This is a genomic window from Rheinheimera faecalis (assembly GCF_021290965.1).
Lineage (GTDB): Bacteria > Pseudomonadota > Gammaproteobacteria > Enterobacterales > Alteromonadaceae > Pararheinheimera > Pararheinheimera faecalis.
The window spans coordinates 287,539-305,197 of the sequence record NZ_JAJOYT010000003.1; the positions used below are offsets into that span (position 1 = coordinate 287,539).

General features: G+C 47.2%; 12 protein-coding genes. All 12 read left to right on the forward strand.

All coding sequences use genetic code 11. The annotated features are described in order from the left end of the window. Positions 1-98: 98 nt before the first annotated feature. The 12 genes from LSG34_RS07670 (at position 99) to LSG34_RS07725 (ending at position 17,647) form a co-directional block, all read left to right on the forward strand. Positions 99-2,747: a TonB-dependent receptor gene (locus LSG34_RS07670; protein WP_233008238.1), complete on the forward strand. Its 2,649-nt coding sequence runs from the start codon at positions 99-101 to the stop codon at positions 2,745-2,747. Positions 2,748-2,827: 80 nt separating this feature from the next. Continuing rightward, a complete protein-coding gene (locus LSG34_RS07675) occupies positions 2,828-3,535 on the forward strand; it encodes an SDR family NAD(P)-dependent oxidoreductase (protein WP_233008239.1) in 708 nt (235 codons plus the stop codon). A gap of 41 nt (positions 3,536-3,576) precedes the next feature. Next, on the forward strand, positions 3,577-5,943 hold the full coding sequence (locus LSG34_RS07680; protein WP_233008240.1) for a glycoside hydrolase family 2 protein: 2,367 nt from the start codon (positions 3,577-3,579) through the stop codon (positions 5,941-5,943). 4 nt (positions 5,944-5,947) lie between these two features. Then, the gene (gene galE / locus LSG34_RS07685; RefSeq protein ID WP_233008241.1) at positions 5,948-6,967 is read left to right on the forward strand and encodes a UDP-glucose 4-epimerase GalE; all 1,020 of its coding nucleotides are present in this window, start codon (positions 5,948-5,950) and stop codon (positions 6,965-6,967) included. A 153-nt stretch (positions 6,968-7,120) separates the two neighbouring features. Then, positions 7,121-8,200, forward strand: a complete 1,080-nt coding sequence (locus LSG34_RS07690; RefSeq protein ID WP_233008242.1) for a UDP-glucose--hexose-1-phosphate uridylyltransferase — start codon at positions 7,121-7,123, stop codon at positions 8,198-8,200. A gap of 5 nt (positions 8,201-8,205) precedes the next feature. After that, positions 8,206-9,360: a galactokinase gene (galK, locus tag LSG34_RS07695; protein ID WP_233008243.1), complete on the forward strand. Its 1,155-nt coding sequence runs from the start codon at positions 8,206-8,208 to the stop codon at positions 9,358-9,360. After that, complete coding sequence (locus LSG34_RS07700) at positions 9,357-10,316, forward strand: aldose epimerase family protein (protein WP_233008244.1); 960 nt, start codon at positions 9,357-9,359, stop codon at positions 10,314-10,316. Before galK ends, LSG34_RS07700 begins: the two co-directional genes overlap by 4 nt. A gap of 96 nt (positions 10,317-10,412) precedes the next feature. After that, positions 10,413-11,975, forward strand: coding sequence for a sodium/sugar symporter (locus LSG34_RS07705; RefSeq protein WP_233008245.1), 1,563 nt, complete (start codon positions 10,413-10,415; stop codon positions 11,973-11,975). Positions 11,976-11,977: 2 nt separating this feature from the next. Then, a complete protein-coding gene (locus tag LSG34_RS07710) occupies positions 11,978-14,569 on the forward strand; it encodes a cellulase family glycosylhydrolase (protein WP_233008246.1) in 2,592 nt (863 codons plus the stop codon). Positions 14,570-14,634: 65 nt separating this feature from the next. Then, positions 14,635-16,068 (forward strand): MFS transporter, encoded by a 1,434-nt coding sequence (locus LSG34_RS07715; protein ID WP_233008247.1) that lies wholly within the window; start codon positions 14,635-14,637, stop codon positions 16,066-16,068. Between the two features lie 36 nt (positions 16,069-16,104). Next, on the forward strand, positions 16,105-17,115 hold the full coding sequence (locus tag LSG34_RS07720; RefSeq protein ID WP_233008248.1) for a LacI family DNA-binding transcriptional regulator: 1,011 nt from the start codon (positions 16,105-16,107) through the stop codon (positions 17,113-17,115). Positions 17,116-17,203: 88 nt separating this feature from the next. Then, a complete protein-coding gene (locus tag LSG34_RS07725; RefSeq protein ID WP_233008249.1) occupies positions 17,204-17,647 on the forward strand; it encodes an anti-virulence regulator CigR family protein in 444 nt (147 codons plus the stop codon). Positions 17,648-17,659: the final 12 nt, after the last annotated feature.

A 17,659-nucleotide genomic window follows, 5' to 3' on the forward strand; every position in this document is an offset into this window, starting at 1 on the left:
ACCTTGAGTGTTATAAATGCACTGTGCACTGCTGATCCCGTATAAAAAATCAGCCTAGCGCATAAAAAAATAACAATTGATACCGACAGGGGTAGGAAATGACAGGCAAATTCAAATTGACCGTTGTAGCTTTAGCTATGACGCAAATTTTTGCTATGCAGCATGCACAAGCGCAAAGCGAAGAAAATACCACTCAACAAAAAGCAAAAGAAGCTGAACAGCAGATTGAAACCATTGTCGTTAAAGGTTTTGGTGCCACGCTAAGCAAGTCTTTAATGCAGAAAAAGTTTTCAGAATCAACGGTAGAAATTATCTCTACCGATGACTTAGGCCAATTACCTGACGTGACCATCGCTGACTCTTTAGGCCGTTTGCCTGGTGTAGCGGCAGAACGTGATCGGGGTAATGCCAGCAGTATTTCTATCCGAGGTTTAGGCGCTCGTTTAAATGCCGCCACCATGAATGGCCGCGAAATTGTCAGCGCTGAACCAAGCCGTGACGTGCGTTACGAACAATTTCCTGCCGAACTGATTAACTCAGTTGAAGTATACAAAAGCCCGATGGCGAATAACCTCGAAGGGGGTATTGCAGGTCTGGTCAATATGAACTTCGTCAGCCCACTGGCAAAAGACAAACGTATGATCAATATCAGTGGCCATCTGATGGACTATCAGATGGGCGATGATTTGGCTGGAGCTGACAGTTCTGGCGAAAAAGCCAGTTTCTCTTATGTTGATCAATGGGCTGATAACTTTGGTGTGGTTTTTGGTTTAACTTATCAGGATCAACCTTCAGTACAACGTGAAACAGCCTCTTACTCCTACAATAAAGTTGAAGCCGATCAAGGCGATGTGAACGGTGACGGCATTACAGAAGCAGCTCCATGGGGTGGGAAAGCTGGTACTAAAGTAGGCAACACCGAACGTGTTGGTAGTCTGATGATCCTAGAATGGGAACCTGTAGAGACGGTTAACCTGAAGTACGATCTGTTTTACTCCAAATTTGATATTGAAGAACGTGAAGATCAATTCTGGTTTGATGGCTGGGGCAACTGGCAAGGCAGTAATAACTGGGGTTATAACAATTCAGCCACGACTCCTACTATTGTGACCCGTCCTGATGGTTCACAACAACTGACTGGCGGCGGCATTTTATGGGGCGCGCATTCAGCAAATAACGCCACCTGGTTTCAGGAAAACCACCTGTTAAGTACGGGTTTAAAAACCACTGTGACGGGTGATGTCTGGACTTCAACCTATGATGTCGGCTATTCAGAAGCTGGTATCGAGTCGCGTTGGGTCAATATTACTTCTGCTTATGGTGGTCCAACTCCTCTGGATATCAGCTGGAGCAATGCCGGTGGTCGTTTAGCTATTCAAACCAACGAAGATATTGGTAATCCTGATTACTACAGCATCACAGGAATGAACGTCGATACTGACCGCGATTTAACCGATGAAATGGTCAGTGTCAGAGCAGATTTTGAACGTAACATCGAATGGGGTGTGTTTGAAACTCTGGTGGTCGGTGGCCGTTACAGCGACCGTGATAAAGATAACGACGTACAAAGCTGGTGGCAGTCACCTGTCAATACAGGTTTGACAGATTACGGTTACAGCTATGAGCTGGGTGGTGATTTTGTATCACCAAATCTGTATGGCTTTAAAGACTGGAATGCGACCATGAATCAGGCCTTTGGTGGCATAGATGATCGCAGCCAGCATGCCAAAACGGATCAGGATAGAGTCAACAGCTGGTACGTGGGTGAAACCAATACTGCAGCTTATTTTATGCTGAAAATGTCCGGTGAATTGGGTGACTTACCTTACACAGGTAACTTTGGTGTGCGTTATGTCAGAACGGACTCTACGTCCTCTGGTTATCAGTTTAAAGATGGTGCTTATTCGCCTATTTCTGTTGACCATGATTATGACGAAATTTTACCTGCCCTGAATATGATTTTCACAGTCAGCGAAGAAGCTCAGGTGCGTTTTGGTATGTCACGTGCGCTGTCACGTCCGCCATTGGTTGAAATGCGCACAGGCTTCCAGCTGGATTCACAAAGCCCGGTCAGAACAGGCTCAGGTGGTAATCCGACATTGGATCCATTTGTGGCTGATCAAATTGACTTAGGCTACGAATATTACTGGTCAAGTGACCGTGCTATGACGGTTTCCACTTTCTTTAAAGACTTAAAAACTCATGTCGGCAGCTCCACAGATGTGATGATAGTGGACGGTGTTGCTTATGACTTTACCGGTCCAATTAATGGTGATGGCGGTCAGATCAAAGGCTTAGAGCTGATGTATCAACAAGCGCTGACCATGTTGCCAGAGCCTTTTGATGGTTTAGGTTTCTACGCCAACTATTCATTAACCGACAGCAATGTGACTGAGTTTGTACCAGAAGATAATCCGTTGCCATTAGGTGGTTTATCCCGCCACGTCGGCAACCTGACGCTGTGGTATTACAAAGCTGGTTTTGATGCCAAGGTATCGTACAACTACCGCAGTGCCAACACTCGTGTAGGCAGCTGGATCCCAACAGAGATCACCAGAGCCAAAGCAGAACGTACTGTAGACGCCAGCTTATCTTACGAAGTAACCGAAGCCTTTAAAGTCATGCTTCAGGCACAAAACCTGACGAATGAAGAAGCTGTGACCTATTTCGATAACGACCCTAGCCGTCCGGCCAGTTATCAGGAATGGGGTCGCCGTTTCCTGTTAGGTTTCTCTTACTCTATGTAAGTGGCTTATTACTCAGCATATAAAACCCGGCCTTAGGGCCGGGCTTTTTGAAGAAAATTATCTTCACGGAAGCCATACTGATGTCGTTAACTCCCTCTCATATTCTGCTGACCGGTGCCTCATCTGGCATAGGCCGAGCTTTGGCTGTGGCTTTAGCGGCGCAAGGTCACCGCTTAAGTTTATGCGGTCGTGATCCAGTCAAACTGGCTCAGACCTTAGCTTTATTACCGCCAGACACACTAGTGTTCAGCCAGCATTTTTCAGTGACTGAACCAGCTGCCATCAATCAATTTTGCCAACAGGCGAAGCAGCACTTCGGCGCCGTGGATGTGCTGATTAATTGCGCTGGTGGCAATAGCAGCCGTAGTGCAGCGACAGAGCCGGATTGGTCTGCACTAGAGCAGATGATGCAACTGAATTTTTATGCGCCACTGCATTTTATTCAGCAATTGGTGCCAGCGATGAAAGAGCAGGGCAAAGGCGTAGTGCTGAATGTACTCTCGACCGTCTGTTTATTTTCCAACCCTGGTATTTCCGCCTACAGCTCCAGTAAAGCTGCTCTTGATAGCTACAGCAAAGTGCTGCGTAAAGAGCTAAACGGCACTGGTGTGAAAGTGTTGTCTCTGTATCCGGGTGGGGTAGATACCGAATTTCGTGTTGCCAGCAGACCAGATTATTTGTCTGCAGAAGAAGTGGCGGATGCCATCCTGCTGATGCTGGCAAGCTCAGCCAAAGCTCATATCCACGAGCTGGTCGTCAGGCCTGCGATTGAAACTAATTTTTGCTAAGTCCTGTGTTGTAAAACAGGCGTATTAAAAGGAATTCTCCAGTGTTGAAGTACTTAATACAATCTCTGGCTGTGTTGGTCTTGCTGTTGCAGTTTGCGTGCAGCCCGGTTGCCGAATCTTCGAAGGGCGAGCAGTCACCGAAAGTTGCAGTAGCAACAGAGCAGAATTTAAATGCGGACTGGCAGTTTTATAAAAGTCAGTCTGCTGATTTAGCTGCAAAACCAGAAGACTGGCAGCAGGTCAATTTACCTCATACGCCACAAATTGAACCTTTGTTGGTGAATAACCAATGGCAGGGTTTTGCCTGGTACCAAAAGTCTCTGACCATAGCGCCAGAGTGGCAAAACAAGCAGTTGCTGATCCGCTTTGAAGCAGCGATGAACCATGCACAAGTATGGTTAGGTGATAAACAGATTGGCGAGCATCTGGGTGGTTATCTGCCATTCACTATTGATTTAACGCCTTATGTCACAGCAGGTCAGACTTACCAGTTAAGAGTAAAACTGGATAACAGAGACAACGAAGTCACAGGGCCTAAACCTTTGGCTCAACTGGATTTTAATACCTACGGTGGTTTATACCGTGATGTACGTTTACTGATTAAAAACCCTGTGCATATCACAGATGAAATGCTGGCGAATGAAGTTGCAGGGGGCGGTATTTTTGTCACTTATCCAAAAGTGGATAAAACAGAATCTGTGATAGCAGTAAAAACTCAGCTGGCGAACACCTCAGCGGCAAGCGCAGATCTGGAACTGGTGCAGCAGCTGTTTGCCGGTGAGCAATTGGTGACAGAAGTCAGCTCAGGCTTAATTCAACTGGCGGCTGGAGCTAAACTGGATCAACAGTCACAATTGACAGTGACCAAACCAAATCTGTGGAGCCCTGCCAGTCCGTTTTTATACCAGTTGCACACAGTACTGAAACAAAATGGCGAAGTGATTGAACGTCAGCAGCAACAAATCGGTATTCGCAGTTTTGCCTTTAACGACAAGCATCAGCTGCTGATCAATGGCGAGCTGACTTTTTTACGTGGTGTAAACCGTCATCAGGAATACCCTCATGTGGGGTATGCCACTTCGCCTCAGGCCGATTACCGTGACGCGGTGAAAATTAAATCAGCGGGTTTTGATTACGTCCGTTTATCGCATTACCCACATTCCAAAGCTTTTATGCAAGCGGCAGATGAACTGGGTTTAGTGCTGATGAATGCTATTTTAGGCTGGCAGTATTATCAGCCAACCGACGCCTTCCGTGCTCAGACTATTCAGAGTTGCCGTGATTTAATCCGCCGTGATCGCAACCACGCCAGCGTATTGGCCTGGGAATGTTCACTGAATGAATCTGCTATGCCGGAAGAATTTGTTGCGACCTTGCATAACACAGTCAAACAAGAGTTTCCTGGTGCGTATTCAGCGGGCTGGCAACATGGTTATGATATGTACCTGCAAGCGCGTCAGCACCGTCAGATGCACTATGAAACACCAACCCAGCCTTACAATGTTTCTGAGTACGGCGACTGGGAATACTATGCACAAAATGCCGGTTTTAATCAGGACAGCTGGGGGGATTTAAAAGAAGAAGCCCGTACCAGCCGTCAGTTATTAAGCCATGGCGAAGCGCGTTTGTTACAACAAGCCCGTAATGTACAGGAAGCGCACAATGACAACCTGACGACACCTGCTTATGCCGACGGCTATTGGGTGATGTTTGATTACAACAGAGGTTATGCCAATGATCTGGAAGCATCAGGTATCATGAGCATTTACCGTTTGCCTAAGTACAGTTACTACTTTTACCAAAGCCAGCGTGCTGCTTCAGAACACTCAGAAAAATATCAAGCGGGCCCTATGGTATTTATTGCCAGTGAATGGCAACTGGGTTCCAGCGCCAAAGTGCGGGTATTCAGTAACGCTGAAGAAGTAGAGCTGTATTTAAACGGTGTTTTAGTCAGCCGTAATAAGCCATCTACAGATAAATTTTCGACCCATTTACCGCATCCGCCTTTTGAATTTGACGTCAAAGCCTTTAAAGCCGGTCAGTTAGTGGCAAAAGCTTATATCGCAGGTAAAAAAGTGGCGACTCATCAGGTGACGACTCCTGAAGCTGCTGCCAGCTTAAAGCTGACAGTCGATACCAGTGGTGTGGCGCCTGTGGCTGGTGATGTAGTCTTTGTGTATGCACAAGTGCTGGATAAAAACGGCCAGCTTGTACCTTTGAACAATCAGATCATTGAATTTAAAACCAGTGGTGATATTGAAATTATTAACCCTGAACCTGCGTTTACTGAACAAGGCAAAGCCGCAGTCTTAGTGAAATTAGGTGCTGAATTTAGCAAAGCTCAGCTGGAAGCCAATTCAAAGGTATTGGCTATCAAAAGCGAAGCTGTATCCATAGCAAAGGAGTAACTGTATGCGTATTTTAGTCACGGGCGGCGCTGGTTATATAGGCTCTCATACTTGTCTGGAGTTACTGAATTGTGGCCATCAGGTGGTGGTGGTCGACAACCTGAGCAACAGTAGTGTTGAGGCGTTAAAGCGGGTCGAACAACTGACAGGCCAGAACATCCAGTTCTATCAGGCCGACATCCGTGATGAAAAGGCGCTTTCTGCTATTTTTGCTGCTGAAAAAGTCGATGCAGTCATTCACTTCGCAGGCTCTAAAGCTGTTGGTGAATCTGTTGCTAAACCTTTGTTTTATTATGAAAACAATGTCAGCGCTTCAGGCTTACTGATGCAGGTGATGTTGCAGCACCAGGTCAAAACGCTGGTGTTCAGCTCTTCTGCCACAGTGTACGGCGAGCCAGTGTCTTCACCGATACGGGAAGATTTTGCCGTACACCCTGAAAGTCCTTATGGCCGTTCTAAGCTGATGGTTGAGCAGATGATGTCTGATCTGGTTGTGGCGCAAAACGATTTCAGCGCCATAGTGCTGCGTTACTTTAACCCTGTAGGTGCGCATGAGTCTGGCCAGATTGGTGAAGATCCAAACGGTATTCCAAATAACCTGATGCCTTTTATTAATCAGGTGGCTATAGGCCGCAGACCACATTTATCTGTCTTTGGTGATGATTACGACACGCCGGACGGTACCGGTGTGCGGGATTATATCCATGTCTGCGATTTAGCTTCAGGCCATGTCAAAGCTTTAGAGACTCTGCATCAGAATGCGGGTTTTCATGTGTTTAACTTAGGCACTGGTCAGGGAGTTTCTGTGCTGGAAATGGTCGAGGCTTACCGTCGTATTTCAGGTCAGTTGATTGCGTATCAGGTCGCGCCACGTCGTCCCGGTGATATTGGCTGTTATTACGGTGACCCGTCTTTAGCAGCTGAAAAACTTAACTGGAAAGCAGAGCGTGGTTTGGATCAGATGGTAGCGGATAGCTGGAAGTGGCAGAAATTAAACCCTCACGGTTATACCCGTCGTTCTTGACGCTGCAGCTTTGTTGACTGCTTGTTCGCGCCTCAATTACATAGGGAGCCACATAGGTGACTATGCTCCTGGGGTCTTGAACACTTGTCGCCTCGCTGCAACGGCAATTACTTAGGGTATACAAAAAGAATTAAGAAAAGGTTGGAATAGTAAATGTCTGAATTTAATGCAAAAGATCATCCGCACCGCAGATACAACCCGTTGACGGGGGATTGGGTGCTGGTATCGCCACACAGAGCAAAAAGACCATGGCAAGGTCAGATTGAAACTGCAGCTACAGAGCAGAATCCGTCTTACGACCACAGCTGTTTTTTATGTCCAACCAACACCCGAATTTCCGGTGATCTGAATCCTGACTATAAAAAGCCTTATGTCTTTACCAATGACTTTGCAGCTTTAACTGCAGATACACCTTTTTATCAGCGCTCAGACGATGATTTATTTGTATTAAAAGCTGAGCGTGGAACCAGCAGGGTGATTTGTTATTCACCTGATCACAGCCTGACGATGCCAGAACTGAGTGTCGCTGATATTCAGAACATAGTGGAAGAATGGATCCGTCAGTACAAAGACTTATCCAAAACCTACAACTGGGTGCAGGTGTTTGAAAACAAAGGCGCTATTAACGGCTGCTCTAATCCGCATCCTCATGGTCAGATTTGGGCCAACAGCACTGTGCCTACCTTACCAGCCAAAGCCGACGCAGCGCAGCGTGAGTATTTAGCTAAACATGGCAAAAACCTGTTACTGAATTACGCCGCGCTGGAACAACAAAGTGGCGAGCGCACTGTGGTTGAAAATGATCACTGGCTTGTTGTCGTGCCATTCTGGGCCAGTTGGCCTTTTGAAACCCTGGTGTTGCCAAAAGCTCATGTACGCCGGATGGAAGACTTAACCCCAGAGCAGCAAGCTGCTTTGGCCGATATTCTGCAGCAAATCACCATTCGCTACGACAACCTGTTCCAGTGTTCATTCCCTTATTCAATGGGCTGGCACAGTGCGCCTTATCAGAATGAAAGCGGGGATGCTGGCGCTAATGCTGTTGAAAACATCGACCACTGGCAGTTGCATGGCCATTTTTATCCGCCGTTATTACGCTCTGCCACCATTAAAAAGTTTATGGTTGGCTACGAAATGCTGGCCGAAACCCAACGTGATATGACTCCTGAGCAGGCCGCTGAACGCTTAAAACAGCAAAGCCCTGTGCATTACAAACAGCAGAGCAAGGTTTAATACAGATGCAATTATTAGAGCAAGTACAGCAGGCATTTGCCGAACATTATCAGCAGCAGGGCGAATTTGCGTTCAGAGCGCCTGGCCGGGTTAATCTGATTGGTGAACACACAGATTACAACGACGGTTTTGTATTGCCATGTGCTATTAACTACGACACTGTTGTAGTGGCAACACCACGTAATGACAACAAAGTTCGTGTGCTGGCGCTGGATTATCAGCAGCAAGTGGATGAGTTTGAACTGACCTTTCCGCTGGCTAAACATCCACAATACCAATGGGCAAACTATGTCCGTGGTGTGGCCAACAGCCTGATGCAAAAAGGTTTTAATCTGGTCGGTTGTGACTTAGCCATCAGCGGTAATGTGCCACAAGGTGTAGGTTTAAGCTCTTCAGCTTCATTAGAAGTCGCCTTGGGCCTGACCTATAGCACTTTGGCTGGCGCTGAACTCTCCAGCCGTGACAATGCGCTGAATGGTCAGCATGCAGAAAATAATTTTGTCGGTTGTAACTGCGGCATTATGGATCAGCTGATTTCTGCTCAGGGCAAAGTCGCTCACGCTTTATTGATTGATTGCCGCAGCCTCGACAGCACACCTGTATCAGTGCCAACAGATATGGCTGTGATGATTATCAACTCCAATGTAAAACGTGGCTTGGTCGACAGCGAATACAATACCCGCCGTCGTCAGTGTGAAGAAGCTGCAGCCATTTTTGGTGTCAAAGCCTTACGGGATGTCAGTTGGAATACTTTTGCTGCTAAGCAGGATCAATTAGATCCATTAGTCGCCAAACGCGCCCGTCATGTCATTACTGAAAACGATAGAACTGAATTAGCAGCCAAAGCTTTAGCCGATCACGACATTAAGCTGTTAAGCCGCTTAATGGCTGAATCTCACTTGTCGATGAAAAACGACTTTGAAATCACAGTGCCCGCTATAGATGCGCTGGTTGAGATGATTGGCAACACGCTGGGTGATACAGGTGGTGTGCGGATGACAGGTGGTGGTTTTGGTGGTTGTGTGGTGGCTTTAGTGCCTCAAGGCAGAGTGGACGACATTCGTGCTTTGGTAAACCGTGAGTACCCGGCACAAACAGGCCTGACCGCAGGTATTTTTGTTTGCACAGCCAGCCAGGGCGCAGAGCAGATTTTGGCATGAACAAGGCTGAGATCCACTTAACTGCAGGTACAGGTTTAGAAGTGGAGTTGTTGCCTTTTGGGGCAACAATCCGCTCTATCCGCTTGTTTGGTCAGGAGCTGACGCTGAATTATCCGCAATCGACAGATTACCAAACAGACGAGTTTTACCTGGGGGCTACAGCGGGCCGGGTGGCTAACCGTATTGCCAAAGGCCGTTTTGAACTCAATGGCGTAGCCTATCAATTGGACTGTAACAATGGCCCGAATCATTTGCATGGGGGTGTGACTGGTTTTAACCGTCAACTTTGGCAAGTGCTGAAACAACAGCCTGATTCGGTGCAATTGTATCTGCACTCTGCCGATGGCGACCAGGGTTATCCCGGAGCTTTGCAGGTATGGCAGCAGTTTCGTATTGTCGATCAACAGCTGGAGTTGTCCTTTTTGGCCTTGTCCAATAAAGACACAGTGCTGAATTTAACTAACCATTGTTATTTCAACTTGAATAACGACGGTACTTCTATCGAAAACCATCAGTTGCAGCTGACCGCAACCCATTATTTGCCCACAGATGAGCATGCTATTCCAACAGGAGAACGTCGTGCTGTGGCTGGCACCGCCTTTGACTTCAGCCAGGCGAAATTAGTCGGGCCTGCGCTTAAACTGCAGGATCCACAGCTTGCTCTGGCCAATGGTTTTGATCACTGTTTTATCTGGCAAGGTGCTGAAGCTGCAGATCTAAAACGGATGGCGCTGTTAAGTTCTGAGCAAAGTGGTCGTCAGCTTGAGGTCTTCAGCACTCAGCCTGGTTTACAACTTTACACAGGTAACTTTCTGGCCGCACCTTTTGTTTCACGACAGGGGATTTGTCTGGAAGCTCAAGGCTGGCCTGATGCGATTAATCAACTTGGCTTCCCTACCACTCAGCTCAAAGCAGGTGAGTTGTACCAGCAACAAATAGTGTATAAATTCAGTTAGCTAAAAACTGGTAACCATAACAACAAGACATGCCCGGCTGTTCTGATGTTGCAGCGCAGCAACAAAAGCGACGGGTAAAACAGGGTAAGGATAAAAATGACCTTAAGTAATTTAGATTTGGTGATTCTCGCCATTTATGTGCTGGGCCTGCTGGGGTTGGCGTATTACATCTCCCGGGAAGAAAAGGGACATAACAAAGACACCAACGACTATTTTCTGGCTGGCAATACCTTACCCTGGTGGGCTATTGGTGCGTCCTTGATCGCCGCTAATATTTCGGCTGAACAAATCATTGGTATGTCGGGTTCTGGTTATGCCATAGGTATGGCGATAGCGGCTTACGAATGGATGGCGGCTATTACGCTGTTGCTGGTGGGTAAGTTCTTCCTGCCAATTTTCCTGAAACGTAAAATTTATACCATGCCGCAGTTCCTGCAGCAGCGTTTTGATAACAGAGTGCGCACCACCATGGCGCTGTTCTGGATGGCGGTGTATGTATTCGTCAACTTAACTGCAGTCTTATGGTTAGGTGCTTTGGCTATTAATACAGTCACTGGTGTGGATATGACCACCAGCATGTTTATTTTAGCAACTTTATCAGTGGCTTACTCCTTATATGGCGGTTTAAAAGCTGTGGCTTACACCGACATTATTCAGGTGGTATTGCTGGTCGGCGGTGGTTTGTTCCTATCCTTTATGTCGCTGGATATGTTAGGTGCAGGCAACGGTTTATGGGCTGGTTTTGACCGCTTATTAACTGAAGTGCCAGACAAGTTCGATATGATTTTAACGCCGGACAGCCCACATTATGTCAGCTTACCTGGCTTGTCTGTGCTGTTAGGTGGTATGTGGATTATGAACCTGAGCTACTGGGGTTTTAACCAATATATTATTCAGCGCACTTTAGCGGCAAAAGACTTAGCCGAAGCGCAAAAAGGTATTGTATTTGCTGCCTTTCTGAAAGTGTTAATGCCAGTGATCGTGGTTCTGCCAGGTATAGCAGCAGTGTTGTTGTTACCAGATTTAAGCAAGCCGGATCAGGCTTATCCTCAACTGCTGAGCATGATGCCATCTGGTATTAAAGGTTTAATTTTTGCGGCTTTAGTGGCAGCTATTTTGTCGAGTCTGGCGTCGATGACCAACAGCGTCGCGACCATTTTCACTATGGATATTTACTCTCAGTTTAAGAAAGATCAGAGCCAGCAGCACTACGTCAAAGTAGGCCGTATTGTCAGCCTTGTGGCTTTGGTGATTGCAGTATTTACTGCTAAGCCATTACTGGGCGAATTCGACCAGGCCTTCCAGTATATTCAGGAATTTACCGGTTTCTTCACACCAGGCATAGTGGTGCTGTTCTTGTTAGGTATGTTCTGGGCCCGCACTACTGCAACTGCTGCATTAGTGGCGGCTATCAGCTCTGCTGTATTGAGCTGGATTTTCAAAGTGGCTCTGCCAGAGATGCCATTTATGGATCGCGTAGGTTTGGTGTTCCTCAGTTGTTTAGCCTTAGCCGTGCTTGTGACTTTGTTCCAGCGTCAGGGCAAACATCCACAGGCGGTAGAACTGCGTGATATCAGCTTTGAAACCCGTCCAAGCTTTAACCTCTATGCAGTGTTGATCACCCTGATTGTGGCTGCCTTTTATATTGCCTGGTGGTAACAATGAAGCGGACATTTCTTTGTACAGCTTTAGCAGCAGCGCTTTTTAGCGCCGCTGCTACGGCTAATCCGGTTTCTGTAAAAGACGGTGTATTGCAGTGGCAGGACGGTTCTGAAGTTGCACTTTTTGGTGTGAATTACAGTGCGCCTTTTGCTTACGGTTACCGCTCTATTGAACGTGTGGGGGTCGATCACCGCGCTGCCATCGACATGGATGTGGACCATATTGCCCGCTTAGGGCTGGACGCTTACCGCGTGCATTTATGGGACAGATTACTAGCCGACAAAGACGGCAATTTGCAGGACAATATTCACCTGCAATTATTTGATTACCTGCTGCTGCGTTTAAAAGAAAAAGGCATCAAGGTGATTATTACCCCTATCGGCTGGTGGGGCAGTGGTTACCCTGAGCCGGATCCGGTGGAATATGGTTTTTCGACTTTTTATAGCAAAAGCCAGATGAACCAGTCGCCAGATGCTATTGCAGCGCAGAAAAACTATCTGACTCAGCTGTTTAAGCACGTCAATCCGCTGACCGGCAAAAGCTATCAGCAGGACGATAACATTATTGCTTTTGAGATCTTTAACGAACCTAAACACGAGATAGCACCTGCGCAAAGTGCGGCTTATATTGAAGACTTAATCAGTACCATTCGTGCCGCAGGTGTAACTAAACCTTTGTTTTACAATACCAGTGAGCAGGGGGACGATCAGCCTTTTGCCAAAGCTTTATGCAATACCAGCATAGATGGTGTGTCTTATCAGTGGTATCCAACCGGCTTGGTCAAAGGCAGTACTATTCTGGCGAATATGTTGCCTGCGGTAGCGCATTACACCAATCCTTTTGCTGGTATCAGCCAATGTGCCACTAAAGCCAAAATGGTGTACGAGTTTGATGCGGCCGATGTGGCAAGCTCGGTGATGTATCCTGCTATGGCGCGCAGTTTTCGTGAAGCTGGCTTTCAGTGGGCCACTCAGTTTGCTTATGATGCTGCGGCTGTGGCTCATACCAACTCTGAATACAACACTCATCATCTGAACTTGTTGTATACACCTTCGAAAGCTATCAGCTTAAAAATTGCCGCTGAAGTGTTCCGTACGCAAAAGCGTGCTGAAAAAGTAGCGGATTATCCGGCCAGCAATAGCTTTGGCGCTGTGACTTTGGATTATCAGCAGAATTTATCTGTGCTGAATACTGCTACGCAGTTCTTCTACAGTAACAGCACAAAAGCAGAGCCAAAAGCTTCAGCCAAACTAAGCAATATTGCAGGTGTTGGCTCGTCTTCTGTGGCGAAATACAGCGGCTCAGGTGCTTATTTCCTCGATAAAGTGGCAGATGGCGTCTGGCGACTGGAAGTCTATCCTGACTTGCTGACCTTGCAGGACCCTTATCAGAATTCCAGTTTAAGCCGTGAAGTAGGACGTTTGTATCCTGCTGCTCAGCAACTGAAACTGACGCTGGCTGATTTGGGCAAAAACTATCAGCTGAAAGGCTTAAATAGCGGCAATACAGCCACTGCATCTGCCGCTGATGGCGAAGTGACAGTGCGCCCCGGTGTGTACTTACTGACTGCAAAAGCAGCATTGGCACAGCAGTATGCCAATAAAGTCGAGACAGATTTTTATCTGCCAAAACCTCAATCGACGGAACTGGCTTTGGTGCATCAACATCAGCGTCAAACCCACTTGGGTGACCCTTTTAGTTTTGAAGTTGATATTGGTGCTTTGGTTAAACCTGAAAAAGTGCAGCTGATGTTGCGTTATCTGGGCGAAAGCAAGTTTACTGCTTTTGATATGCAACCAAGCCTTGATGTCAGCAGTCGTTACCAGTTAGCTATGCCAGCGGACTGGACTCAGACAGGTCTGCTGGAATATGCCTTTGTGGTCACAGCTGGTGGCAAAGCTCAAACTTTCCCTGGTGCAGCTGCGGGCTCGCCACAGGATTGGGATTTTGTCAGCAAAGCACCGTTTTGGACAGTGGCCTTGAAACCCCAAGGCCAGCCTGTAGCCTTGTTTGACGCGACTCTGGACAGACAAAACAGCCTGTATCCAAAAGATGCGACTGTGACTCAACGTTTTGTTGCCGACAGTTCAGGTGCAGGTTTAGCTTTACAACTGGGTGTGGATTCTTTAGAAACAGCTAAAACTGCGGCTATCCTTAAAACCACTTTGTCTGCCGATAACAGCCTGCTAAAACGTAACCTGAAAGGTTATGACACAGTGGCGCTGAAGATCCGTGCGGTCAAACAGCCGGAACAGTTGAAGTTCGCATTGCTGGATAAAGACGGTATAGCTTACGGCACAGAGCTGAAAGTGGGCACTGACTGGCAGTATCTGTTAGTTCCGCTGAATAAGTTAAAACAAACTGATACCTTGCTGACTCAGGCATACCCTATGTTTATGCCGCTCTTTGCACCAATCGCTGCACCAAGAGGGGCACCAGGCGTTGCACCAGGTTCAGGCCTGAAGCTGAATGAGCTGAAACAGTTGCAAGGTGTACAGCTGATGTTTAATCAGCCCGCCTATAGCGCGACAGAAGCCAAAGGCTGGCATGGAATAGAACTGGCGGAAGTGAGTTTGATCCAAAAGCCATGATGGCGTCACGCAACGACTTTCGATATATACTGGAGGTCGTTTAAGTCCTTGATTAAAGGAGTGCTATGGCACAGCCACAGCAGCAAACAACAAGCTCTTCGACATCCGCATCGACTGCGGTGTCAGGAACTCAAAAGCTGGCGCTTGGCGCCGGCTTTTTTGCGATGTTTTTTGCCCAGCAAAGTGTCAGTGTACTGGCTATTCCTTTTTATCAGATGACCTTGGGCGTAGACCCGTTTTTACTGGGGCTGGCTCTGACTTTACCGCTGTTGCTCGGTACTTTATTAGGCCCTTGGGTTGGACATTTATCTGATCATCATCAAAGCCGCTTTGGCCGCAGACGACCTTTTATTCTGGTCGCCAGCTGGGCCTGCTGTCTGTTTTTTGGTTTGATCTGGATGGTGCCCACTGGCTGGGGCGAACTGGCTCATCTGCTGTATTTTGTTATTTTTTCCCTGCTGTTTTATGTCGCAGCCACTTTTATGTCCGTGCCCATGACCTGTTTATCTTATGAAATGAGCCCGGACTACCATCAGCGCACTGAAATTATGGGTTTTACTACCTATTTTCTGAAGTTGGGTTCTTTGTTGTATCAGTGGTTATTTCCGCTGGCGCAGCTGGCGATATTCAGTTCAGTCTTTGTTGGGATACGTTATGTCGGCTGGGGCGTCGCCTTGTTTATTTTTGGCCTGCTGGGTACTTTGGCTGCTTGTTACAGTAAAGAAATAGTCCAACGTTCTTCTGTGGCATTTCCGCCTGTGACTTTAGGGCAAAGTTTAAAAACTCTGAAAACAAACAAAGGTTTACGGGTTTTGTTGTTACTGACGGTGTTGCAGATGGCGGGAGGCGCTTTTACTGCCAGTATGGATTATTACCTGCTGGTGTACTTTATTGCAGAGGGTGATATAGCGCAGGGGGCAGTTTTTAAAGGCTGGTTGTCGATGGCTTATGCTGCTTTTGGTTTTCTGACTGTGCCGCTGATCACCAGGTTATCCTCCCGTATGGGAAAAATTAAAGCTTTGCAGCTGATTTATGTGGTGACTTTAGTAGGTGGCGCTTGTAAGTGGTTTATTTTTACGCCCCAAGGTTACGGCTGGATTTGGCTGGATGCATTATTCTGTACCGCAGCCTGGACAGCTATGACTATGTTAATCCCCTCTATGATGGCGGATTTATGTGATGAAGATGAATTAAAACATGGCCAGCGCCGCGAAGGGGTCTTTGTCGCTATTCATAGTTGGGTCACCAGTTTAAGTGCAGCGCTGGCGTTATTGCTGGCCGGTTTATCGCTGAATTTGATTGGTTTTGATGCTCAGCTCTCTGCAGCACAACACCCGGATAGTATTCTGGCTATGCGGGTTATTTTAGCCTTAGGCACTATGCTGTTTGCCTTGTGTTCTTTGCTGATAGTGCGGGGTTATCATCTGGATGCTCAAGGCAGTCAGCAGATCAGTTTGGCATTGGCGAAGACAAAAAATCAGGGTTCCGAATCTATTTAATTCATTGTTAAGCAAATAATAAAAAAGAAAAAAATTATGGTCACAATTAAAGATGTCGCAAAAGTAGCTGGTGTGTCTATAGCTACAGTGTCCAGGGTGATCCACGATGGTCATCAGGTGGGCGAAGCCTGCCGTGCGCGGGTGAAAAAGGTCATTGCTGAATTAGGTTACAGACCCAACAGCAACGCCCGTGCTCTGGTCAGCAAAACCACCAATACGCTGGGGGTCGTCACACCTAAACTGTCGATGCCATTTTTTGGCAGCTTAGCCAGTGGTGTCGAAAAAGGTGCGCGTGAAAACAATTACAAACTGCTAATGAGTAACTCGTTATACGAGACTAAATCGGAGCAGGAAGCTATTGATTCTCTTCGGGATCACAACTGTCAGGCCATTATTCTGCACAGCGAATATTCAGATGAAAAAACCTTACTGAAGCTGGCAAACGAAATTCCTGGCCTGGTGCTAATCAATCGCTATATGCCTGCTATCGCCAACCGCTGTGTCTGGCTGGATAACGTCGCAGGTGCCCGTCAGGCCACAGACTACTTAATCAATAGAGGCCATAAAAACTTTGCTGTGATCACCAGTATTTATCAAAACGGCGACCCGGGTTTTCGGCTGCAGGGCATTCGTGAATCGCTAAAGCTGGCTGGCTTGCAGCTTGCTGAAGCTGCTATTGAAGAATCCACCGCCAATATGGAAGGTGGCGAGCAAGCAGTGCAGGCCTTGCTGAATAAAGGCATTAAATTCACAGCGCTGCTGGCCTACAACGACTTAATGGCGATAGGCGCTATTCACGCCTTATTTGCAGCTGGCCTGCGGGTGCCGGAAGATGTATCAGTGATAGGTTTTGACGATCTCATCGTCAGCCGCGCCTGCCGCCCCCGTCTAACCACTATGCATTACCCGGTCGAAGAAATGGCCAGTTACGCGACTAAACTGGCGATACAACTCAGCGATACCAGTATAGAACCAGAACACCGCACGCATTTATTTATACCGCAGTTGGTGGAGAGGGATTCGGTGGCGGATGCGCCGCAGGGGTAAAGCATAAAAGGCACTTTAAATGTCATTCAGCCGGTATCCAGTTTTGTTGGCTATGCTAAAGAACAACTGGATAGCGAGGCTAAACAAAATGAATGCACGAACTACATTGTGGGTTGCTTTAATTGCGCCCTTATTAACACAGCAAGTGATAGCGGCTGACGCTGACAAAGATCATGATCATAAAGCTAAAGCCGCTGAAAAGCAGCTAAAGCATCAGAGCAAACAAAAGATCACTGAGATCAATCCGGCTCATATTACTGTTAGTGCAGGTATTAGTCTGACTGATGCCCGCGCTGTAGCGCAGCGTTATCAAATGATAGGCCAGACTGCCTTGCCACCCGGAATCCGCAAGAACTTAGCCAAAGGTAAACCTCTGCCTCCGGGTATCGCCAAAAAGTCCGCCCCGGCGGCTATGATTGCAGAGCTGCCGCAGCATCAGGGTTATGAATGGCAAGTGGTGGGTACGGATCTGATACTGGTTTCTATAGCCACGGCTGTGATTGCTGATGTGCTGGTGGATGTATTTCATTGATGGTAATAAAAG

Coding starts and splice junctions, on each gene's coding strand:
- LSG34_RS07670 (WP_233008238.1), top strand. CDS start 99: ATGACAGGCAAATTCAAATTGACCGTTGTAGCTTTAGCTATGACGCAA.
- LSG34_RS07675 (WP_233008239.1), top strand. CDS start 2,828: ATGTCGTTAACTCCCTCTCATATTCTGCTGACCGGTGCCTCATCTGGC.
- galE (WP_233008241.1), top strand. CDS start 5,948: ATGCGTATTTTAGTCACGGGCGGCGCTGGTTATATAGGCTCTCATACT.
- LSG34_RS07690 (WP_233008242.1), top strand. CDS start 7,121: ATGTCTGAATTTAATGCAAAAGATCATCCGCACCGCAGATACAACCCG.
- galK (WP_233008243.1), top strand. CDS start 8,206: ATGCAATTATTAGAGCAAGTACAGCAGGCATTTGCCGAACATTATCAG.
- LSG34_RS07700 (WP_233008244.1), top strand. CDS start 9,357: ATGAACAAGGCTGAGATCCACTTAACTGCAGGTACAGGTTTAGAAGTG.
- LSG34_RS07705 (WP_233008245.1), top strand. CDS start 10,413: ATGACCTTAAGTAATTTAGATTTGGTGATTCTCGCCATTTATGTGCTG.
- LSG34_RS07710 (WP_233008246.1), top strand. CDS start 11,978: ATGAAGCGGACATTTCTTTGTACAGCTTTAGCAGCAGCGCTTTTTAGC.
- LSG34_RS07715 (WP_233008247.1), top strand. CDS start 14,635: ATGGCACAGCCACAGCAGCAAACAACAAGCTCTTCGACATCCGCATCG.
- LSG34_RS07720 (WP_233008248.1), top strand. CDS start 16,105: ATGGTCACAATTAAAGATGTCGCAAAAGTAGCTGGTGTGTCTATAGCT.
- LSG34_RS07725 (WP_233008249.1), top strand. CDS start 17,204: ATGAATGCACGAACTACATTGTGGGTTGCTTTAATTGCGCCCTTATTA.